This is a genomic window from Streptomyces sp. NPDC057950 (assembly GCF_042887295.1).
GTDB lineage: Bacteria > Actinomycetota > Actinomycetes > Streptomycetales > Streptomycetaceae > Streptomyces > Streptomyces kaempferi.
In genome coordinates this window covers 148,133-156,708 of the sequence record NZ_JBHVPP010000025.1, presented here as the reverse complement: position 1 = coordinate 156,708, position 8,576 = coordinate 148,133, and the positions used below count along the sequence as shown (strand labels likewise).

At 73.3% G+C, this 8,576-nt stretch carries 7 protein-coding genes; 3 read left to right on the top strand and 4 right to left on the bottom strand.

Annotation, left to right across the window (positions count from 1 at the left end):
- Positions 1-403 precede the first annotated feature (403 nt).
- From ACFVTC_RS34895 to ACFVTC_RS34885, 3 genes are all read right to left on the bottom strand, one after another.
- Entirely contained in the window at positions 404-1,018 is a 615-nt protein-coding gene (locus tag ACFVTC_RS34895) for a TetR family transcriptional regulator (protein WP_390132495.1), read from the bottom strand.
- Positions 1,015-1,839 (bottom strand): sugar phosphate isomerase/epimerase family protein, encoded by an 825-nt coding sequence (locus ACFVTC_RS34890; RefSeq protein WP_390132493.1) that lies wholly within the window; start codon positions 1,837-1,839, stop codon positions 1,015-1,017. The genes ACFVTC_RS34895 and ACFVTC_RS34890 overlap by 4 nt, the downstream gene beginning before the upstream one ends.
- 210 nt (positions 1,840-2,049) lie before the next feature.
- Entirely contained in the window at positions 2,050-2,982 is a 933-nt protein-coding gene (locus ACFVTC_RS34885) for a Ppx/GppA family phosphatase (RefSeq protein ID WP_390132491.1), read from the bottom strand.
- 71 nt (positions 2,983-3,053) lie between these two features.
- Between ACFVTC_RS34885 and ACFVTC_RS34880 the strand changes: the two genes are divergently transcribed.
- Complete coding sequence (locus ACFVTC_RS34880; protein ID WP_390132489.1) at positions 3,054-3,914, top strand: hypothetical protein; 861 nt, start codon at positions 3,054-3,056, stop codon at positions 3,912-3,914.
- 3 nt (positions 3,915-3,917) lie between these two features.
- On the opposite strand, the gene ACFVTC_RS34875 is transcribed toward ACFVTC_RS34880, so the two are convergent.
- The gene (locus ACFVTC_RS34875) at positions 3,918-5,687 is read right to left on the bottom strand and encodes a hypothetical protein (protein WP_390132487.1); all 1,770 of its coding nucleotides are present in this window, start codon (positions 5,685-5,687) and stop codon (positions 3,918-3,920) included.
- 273 nt (positions 5,688-5,960) lie between these two features.
- Here ACFVTC_RS34875 and radA point away from each other — a divergent pair, with 273 nt between their 5' ends.
- Positions 5,961-7,370 (top strand): DNA repair protein RadA, encoded by a 1,410-nt coding sequence (radA, locus tag ACFVTC_RS34870; protein WP_390132485.1) that lies wholly within the window; start codon positions 5,961-5,963, stop codon positions 7,368-7,370.
- A gap of 68 nt (positions 7,371-7,438) precedes the next feature.
- Positions 7,439-8,563, top strand: a complete 1,125-nt coding sequence (gene disA, locus ACFVTC_RS34865; RefSeq protein WP_168529366.1) for a DNA integrity scanning diadenylate cyclase DisA — start codon at positions 7,439-7,441, stop codon at positions 8,561-8,563.
- Positions 8,564-8,576: the final 13 nt, after the last annotated feature.

Genomic DNA, 8,576 nt, shown 5'->3' with positions numbered 1-8,576 from the left:
CGCGTAGGCCGGGGGCCCGGCTCGACGCCCGGGTACGGGGCGCGCGCCGCGCCACACCGGAGCGGAGGACGCCCCTGCGGGCCGGGCCGGGGCACGTGGCATGGGGTGGGGTGGGGAGCGGGCCCGCGTAGGCCGGGGGCCCGGCTCGACGCCCGGGTACGGGGCGCGCGCCGCGCCACACCGGAGCGGAGGACGCCCCTGCGGGCCGGGCCGGGGCACCCGATGCCCGTGCCGGCGAGGCGCACCGGATGCCGTGGGCGTCAGCGCACCGGATGCCCGTGGGAGGCCGCCCGGTCGCCCGATCCCGTGGGGCGCCTCGGGGTGGGTCGGGAGGGAGCGGCGTGGAGTCGGTGGCCGGGCAGGACGTACGGGACGCGCTGCCCGAGGGGCTGCGCCCGCCCGCTCAGGGAAGGGTGAGGTGGCCCTGTACCACCGGGGCCACGCGCGCGACGATCGCCTCCAGGTCCGCCGAGGCCAGCGGCTCGACCTTGATCACGTAGCGGAGCATCGCCACCCCCACCAGCTGGGCGGCGGCCAGCTCGGCGCGGAGTTCGGCGTCGGGGAGGTCGACCTGCTGGGCGATGCGGCGCAGCAGCTGGGCGGCGATGAGCCGGCGGAAGACGGCCGCGGCGGTCTCGTTGTTCACGGCGGAACGGACGATCGCCAGGAGCGGCGCGCGGGTGGCCGGGTTCTCCCAGATGCCGAAGATGAAGCGGGTCAGGCGGTCCCCCACGCCGTCGAGCGGGCCGTCCTCGACCGCCACGGGGGCCGCCAGGGCGGGGGCGAAAGCGACCTCGATGGCCGCCTCGAAGACCTGCTCCTTGGTGCCGAAGTAGTGGTGCACCAGGGCGGAGTCGACCCCGGCGGCCTTCGCGATGCCACGGACCGACGTCTTCTCGTAGCCCCGCTCCGAGAACTCCGCGCGGGCCGCGTCCAGGATGCGGTCGCGGGTGGCGGGGGCCGCCTCCGTCTGCGTACGGGAGGGGCGCCCCCGGCGGCGCGGGGCTGCGTCCGTCACCGGCGGGGCACCTTGACGGCGGAGGCGAGGTGCAGTCGGGTGAAGGCGAGGGCCTCGGCGAGGTCCGCCTCGCGTTCGGCGCTGGACATCGCGCGGCGGGTGTTGACCTCGATGACGACGTGGCCGTCGAAGCCGCCGAGCGCGAGGCGCTCCAGCAGCTCCGCGCAGGGCTGGGTGCCGCGGCCCGGGACCAGGTGCTCGTCCTTGTTGGAACCGTTGCCGTCGGCGAGATGGACGTGGCCGAGGCGGTCGCCCATGCGGTCGATCATCTGGAGGGCGTCCGTGCGGGCGGTCGCGGTGTGGCTGAGATCGATCGTGTAGTGGCGGTAGTCGTCCTTCGTGACGTCCCAGTCGGGGGCGTACGCGAGCATCTCGCGGTCGCGATAACGCCAGGGATACATGTTTTCGACGGCGAAGCGGACGTCCGTCTCGTTCGCCATCTGCCAGACACCGGAGACGAAGTCGCGCACGTACTGGCGCTGCCAGCGGAAGGGCGGGTGGACGACGACGGTGCCGGCGCCGAGCTTCTCGGCTGCCGACCGGGCGCGCTGGAGTTTGGTCCAGGGGTCGGTGGACCAGACGCGCTGGGTGATGAGCAGGCAGGGGGCGTGGACGGCGAGGATCGGGATCCGGTGGTGGTCGGAGAGCCGGCGCAGAGCGTCGATGTCCTGGCTGACGGGGTCGGTCCACACCATGACCTCGACACCGTCGTAGCCGAGGCGCGCCGCGATCTCGAAGGCCGTCGCCGTCGACTCCGGATACACGGACGCCGTGGACAGCGCGACCTTCGCATCCGGGATGCGCACCACTGGTTCTGCCACGAGGGACAGAGTACGGGGAGTGGCCTGAGCACGGGGAGGCGGTGACCCGCGGACCCCCCGGAACCGGCCGTCCCGCCCTCAGGGGCCCCGCGAACGGGCCCCCGCCCCCTGGACCCCCGATCGCCCCGAAGGGCTCGTCCTCACCCGCCTGACGGGCTGCACACGCCTGACGGGCTGCGGACATGACCCCGGAGGCCCGTCGGAAAGGGACTACACGGATTCCATCTGGTCCAGACGCCGCAGGATGACACCCTCCCGAAGGGCCCAGGGACAGATCTCCAGGGTCTCCACCCCGAAGAGATCCATCGCCCCCTCGGCGACCAGCGCGCCCGCGAGCAGCTGCCCCGCCCGCCCCGGGGAGACCCCGGGGAGCTCCGCCCGCTCGCCGACCGTCATCGAGGCGAGCCTCGGCACCCAGTCCTGCAGAGAACGCCGCTTCAGCTCGCGCTGCACGTACAGCCCGTCCGTGGAGCGCGCCGCCCCGGCCAGCCGGGCGAGCTGCTTGAAGGTCTTGGAGGTGGCGACGACATGGTCGGGGGCGCCGAAGCGGCTGAACTCCCCGACCGTACGGGCGATCTGCGCCCGGACATGACGCCGCAGCGCCTTGACGTCGGCCGGATCCGCGGGATCGGCCGGCAGCCAGCCCGCGGTCAGCCGCCCCGCGCCCAGCGGCAACGACACCGCCGCGTCCGGCTCCTCGTCCAGGCCGTACGCGATCTCCAGCGATCCCCCGCCGATGTCGAGGACCAGCAGCTTGCCCGCCGACCAGCCGAACCATCGACGGGCGGCCAGGAACGTCAGCCTGGCCTCCTCCGCGCCCGTCAGCACCTGGAGCTCGACACCGGTCTCGGCCTGCACCCGGGCCAGTACGTCGTCCGCGTTGCTGGCCTCACGCACGGCGGAGGTGGCGAACGGCAGCATCGCCTCGACGCCCTTGTCCTCGGCGGCCTCCAGCGCGTCCTGGACCGTCTCGATGAGTTTGTCGACACCGTCGGAGCCGATCGCCCCGCTCTCGTCGAGCAGTTGGGCGAGCCGCAATTCGGCCTTGTGCGAGTGCGCGGGCAGCGGGCGCGCGCCGGGGTGTGCATCCACCACCAGCAGATGCACCGTGTTCGAACCCACGTCGAGGACACCGAGTCTCATGTACGGAACGCTACTGCGGCCGGGCCCGCCCGCCGTCCCCGGAGCGGCCTCCGGCGACTTACCCTGGACGCGTGCCAAAGACGAAAAAGGCGAAGCCTGACAATTCGGCCAAGGGTTCTTCGCAGGCGAAGGCCACCAAGTCCAAGAAGTCCCCGAAGGCGGCGCAGGTGAAGGCCTCGGCGTCCGACGAGAAGGGACTCGACTTCGCGCGGGCATGGGTGGAGTTTCCGGATCCCGCCGACGACGAGCAGGTCTTCCGGTGCGATCTGACATGGCTGACCTCTCGCTGGAACTGCATCTTCGGCAGCGGCTGCCAGGGCATCCAGGCCGGTCGCGCCGACGACGGCTGCTGCACGCTGGGGGCCCACTTCTCGGACGAGGACGACGAGAAGCGGGTGGCCGGGCACGTGGCGCGGCTCACGCCGGACCTCTGGCAGCACCATGACATCGGCCTGGAGACGGGCTGGGTGTCGCAGGACGAGGACGGCGAGCGCCAGACGCGCCCGTACGAGGGCTCGTGCATCTTCCAGAACCGGCCCGGTTTCGCCGGTGGCGCGGGCTGCTCGCTGCACATCCTGGCGGTCAAGGAGGGCCGCGAGCCGCTGGAGACCAAGCCGGACGTGTGCTGGCAGTTGCCGGTGCGCCGGACGTACGAGTGGATCGACCGGCCCGACGACTCCCGGGTGCTCCAGGTCTCGATCGGCGAGTACGACCGCCGGGGCTGGGGTCCGGGCGGCCACGACCTGCACTGGTGGTGCACGTCGGCGACCTCGGCGCACGGAGCGGGCGACCCCGTGTACGTCTCGTACCGCCCGGAGCTCGTGGAGCTGATGGGCAAGGCCGGGTACGACCGGCTGGTCGAACTCTGTGAGCAGCGGCTGGCCTCGCAGCTGCCGCTGCTCGCACCGCATCCCGCGGACCCGGTCGCCTGACCGTCAGGACGGGACCGGGTCGCCGGTGTCCGTGGGCGGCGCGGTCGAGCCGTCCGGGTGGGACGGGGTCGGGTCCGTGGGCGTGGGGGTCGGCGACGGGCCGGAAGGGGTCGGCCCCGGGTCGGGATCGGACGAGGGCGTCGTCGAACCGGGGCCGGACGGCGTGGGGCTGCCGGACGCCGGACCGGGGCCGGATCCGCCGGGGGCGGACGGGCCCGCGCTCCCGTACCCGCCGATCGTGACCACGGCGCCCGCGGGCGCGATCGCCACGCGCGCGCTCCAGTGGCCCGCCGGCTGGCGGAGCTGGTCCACGTACACCTTGATCGTCACCGACTCCCCGGGGGCGAGCGCGCCCGAGGACCGGCTGAGGTAGAGCCAGGGCGCTCCGGAACGCGCGGACCAGTGGACCGTCGAACTCCCGGCCGCGGTCAACCTGATGAAGGTCGTGTCGCCGCTCCCCGTGGCCTGTACGGAGAGGTCTCCCGCGGCACTGCCCGCGCCCACGGCACTGGTGACCTCCACGGACACGTCGGGCGTGCCGTCGCCCTTGGCGAAGCGGCCGCCGGGTCTGATGCTGGCGTTGCCCGCGTTCTCGTAGCCGCCCCCGTTCTCGCCGCCGATGCCGTCGTGGCCGTGCGCCTCGCTCGCGGAGGCCTGGCGGCCGTCGGCCCCCTCTCCGGTGAGGGGCGCGCCGCGGTAGGCCGCCCAGAGGGCGAACACGGGCGCGGCGACGACCGTGGCGACGACGGTCGTGGTGACGGCGCGCGCCCGCAGCCGGTCCCGGCGGGCGGCCCGGTCCTTGGGGTCCATCGGGAAGCCGCGCCGGTCGAAGCGCGGCGCGCCGCCCCGGGTCCGCGGGACGTGCTCGAGCGCGATGTGCAGGGCGGCGCGCGGAGCCCGCAGGACGGGGAGCGCGGCGGGCGTGACCGTGCCGGGCCAGGTGCCGGGCGCGGCGCGTTCGGCGGTGCGGCGGCAGCGCGGGCAGTCGTCGACGTGCCGGACGAGTTCGCGCCGCAGGCCGGCGCTCAGGACCAGCTGGCTGTCGCCGGTGAGGCGGGCGACGCTCGGGCAGGTGCCGGTCTCGACGACGGCGAGGGCGGCCCGGGTGCGTTCGACCTCGCAGGCGGCGGAGGCGAGCAGCTCGCGCGCCTTGGTGGCGTCCATGCCGAGGACGGCGGCGACCTCGTGGGCGGCGAGCTGGTGGCGGACGGCGAGTTCCAGCGCCTCCCGCTGCTCGGGGGTGGTGCCGGCGGCCTCCGGCCAGGCCAGCAGGGCGAGTTCGCGCTGCCGCTGGACCCGGGCCTCTTCGGAGACGGGGGCGGCGAGCGCCTCGGCCGCGCGCCGGTCGGCGGCTTCCTTGTCACCGTTGTCACCCTTGTCGCCCTTGGGGGTCGTACGGCGGCCGGAGGCGTGCGTCGCCTGGTGTCTGCGCCGGGCCTCGGTGAGCTTGCGCAGGCAGGACCAGCGGGCGAGCGCGTACAGCCAGGCCCGGCGGTCGTCCTGGGACTCCGGGGAGCGCTGGCCCCGGCGGTCGGCGAGCGCGAGGACGTCGCCGAGCGCGGCGGTGGCCGCGTCGTGGTCGCACAGCACGGACAGGCAGTAGGTGAACAGGCCGTCCAGATAGGGCTCGTAGCGCGCGGGAGGGCGCTGGGCCATCGTGCGGGCCGATGCGCCACGGGGCAGGGTCACCCGCTTGCGCGCTGCACCGCGCGCCCGGTGTGCGCCGGTGGTGTGCGTGGTGTGTGTCGAGGTCTCCGGACTGCTGCTCATCACCCGTGCGACCGTAGGTGCCCGACCGCGACCCCTTCTTCCCCCTTGAGCATATTTAATCCGTACGGGTGAAACGATCCCTCATAAGGGGACACGAACCTCCGATTCCGTGGCCTGGGCCTCCACGGGCGGCGACGGACGGGGGGCGCGCGGCCCGTCCCCGTCGGCGGGAGCCCCCGGCGCGACAGGGGAGAACCGAAGGAGCGGGCCGGTGACAAGTTCGCGGCGGGCATGACGGCCGACCGCGCTGTCGGTGGCCTCGGCTACGGTTCGGTCATGGCTGCCCGTACGAAAACCGCGAAGGACCGTCCGTCCTACCGCTGCACCGAGTGCGGATGGCAGACGGCCAAGTGGCTCGGCCGCTGCCCCGAGTGCCAGGCGTGGGGGACGGTCGAGGAGTACGGCGCACCCGCGGTCCGGACCACGACGCCCGGCCGTGTCACCACCTCCGCGGTGCCCATCGGCCAGGTGGACGGCCGCCAGGCCACCGCGCGCAGCACCGGCGTACCCGAGCTGGACCGTGTCCTGGGCGGCGGCCTGGTGCCCGGCGCGGTCGTCCTGCTCGCGGGCGAGCCCGGCGTCGGGAAGTCCACCCTTCTCCTGGACGTGGCGGCGAAGGCGGCGAGCGACGAGCACCGCACGCTGTACGTGACGGGTGAGGAGTCGGCGAGCCAGGTCCGGCTGCGGGCCGACCGCATCAAGGCCATCGACGACCACCTCTATCTGGCCGCGGAGACCGACCTGGCCGCCGTCCTCGGCCACCTGGACGCCGTGAAGCCGTCACTCCTCATCCTCGACTCGGTCCAGACCGTCGCCTCCCCGGAGATCGACGGCGCCCCGGGCGGCATGGCCCAGGTCCGTGAGGTCGCCGGGGCACTCATCCGCGCCTCCAAGGAGCGCGGCATGTCGACCCTCCTCGTGGGCCATGTCACCAAGGACGGCGCGATCGCCGGCCCCCGCCTGCTCGAACACCTCGTGGACGTCGTCCTGAGCTTCGAGGGCGACCGCCACGCCCGCCTCAGGCTGGTCCGAGGCGTCAAGAACCGTTACGGGACGACGGACGAGGTCGGCTGCTTCGAGCTGCACGACGAGGGCATCACGGGCCTGACCGACCCCTCCGGTCTCTTCCTCACCCGGCGCGCCGAGCCGGTCCCGGGCACCTGTCTGACCGTGACCCTGGAAGGCCGCCGGCCCCTGGTGGCGGAGGTGCAGGCCCTCACGGTGGACTCGCAGATCCCGTCCCCCCGCCGGACGACCTCCGGTCTGGAGACGTCGCGCGTCTCCATGATGCTGGCCGTCCTGGAGCAGCGGGGCCGGATCAGCGCCCTCGGAAAACGTGACATCTACTCGGCGACGGTCGGCGGTGTGAAGCTCTCCGAGCCGGCCGCCGACCTCGCGATCGCCCTCGCGCTCGCGTCCGCGGCGAGTGACACTCCTCTCCCCAAGAACCTCGTCGCGATCGGCGAAGTGGGCCTCGCCGGGGAGGTCAGACGGGTCACAGGGGTGCAGCGGCGACTGGCCGAAGCACACCGACTGGGCTTCACCCACGCCCTCGTTCCGGGCGATCCGGGCAGGACGCCACCCGGTATGAAGGTCCTGGAAGTCGCCGACATGGGCGAGGCGCTGCGGGTCCTTCCGCGCTCCCGTCGTCGAGAGGCCCCACGGGAGGACGAAGAGCGCCGGTAGACTTTGCCCTGGTCTCGCCCGTCCGTACGAACCCAGGGCGACCGGAAACCCGCGACCGGAGGAGTGCAGTGGCAGCCAACGACCGGGCAGCAGCTCCCGGAAAGTCCGGTGGGAGCTCCGGTGCCGATGGCCTGATGCGCGCCTCATTGAGCGCCGTGGCACCCGGCACGGCCCTGCGCGACGGGCTCGAACGAATTCTCCGCGGCAACACCGGCGGACTCATCGTGCTCGGCTGGGACAAGACCGTCGAGTCGATGTGCACCGGCGGCTTCGTACTGGACGTGGAGTTCACCGCGACCCGCCTGCGCGAGTTGTGCAAGCTCGACGGCGGCATCGTGATCGACAAGGACCTCACCAAGATCCTCCGGGCGGGCGTGCAACTGGTGCCCGACCCGACGATCCCCACCGAGGAGACGGGTACGCGGCACCGCACCGCGGACCGGGTGAGCAAGCAGGTCGGCTTCCCCGTCGTCTCGGTCTCCCAGTCGATGCGGCTCATCGCCCTCTACGTCGACGGTCAGCGCCGCGTCCTGGAGGACTCCGCCGCGATCCTCTCGCGTGCCAACCAGGCTCTCGCGACCCTGGAACGCTACAAGCTCCGCCTGGACGAGGTCGCGGGCACGCTCTCCGCGCTGGAGATCGAGGACCTCGTCACCGTCCGGGACGTGTCGGCGGTGGCCCAGCGTCTGGAGATGGTGCGCCGCATCGCGACCGAGATCGCCGAGTACGTGGTGGAGTTGGGCACCGACGGACGTCTGCTCGCCCTCCAGCTCGACGAGTTGATCGCGGGCGTGGAGCCCGAGCGTGAGCTGGTGGTCCGCGACTACGTGCCCGAGCCCACCGCGAAGCGCTCCCGCACGGTCGACGAGGCCCTCTTCGAGCTGAACGCCCTCGCCCATGCCGAGCTGCTCGAACTGCCCACGGTGGCAAGGGCGTTGGGTTACACCGGCTCCCCCGAGGCGCTCGACTCCGCGGTCTCGCCGCGCGGCTTCCGGCTCCTCGCCAAGGTCCCGCGTCTGCCAGGCGCGATCATCGACCGTCTCGTCGAGCACTTCGGTGGCCTCCAGAAGCTTCTCGCGGCCAGCGTCGACGATCTCCAGGCGGTCGACGGGGTCGGCGAGGCGCGGGCGCGCAGCGTACGCGAGGGGCTTTCGCGGCTGGCGGAGTCGTCGATCCTGGAACGGTACGTCTGACGATCCGCGGGTG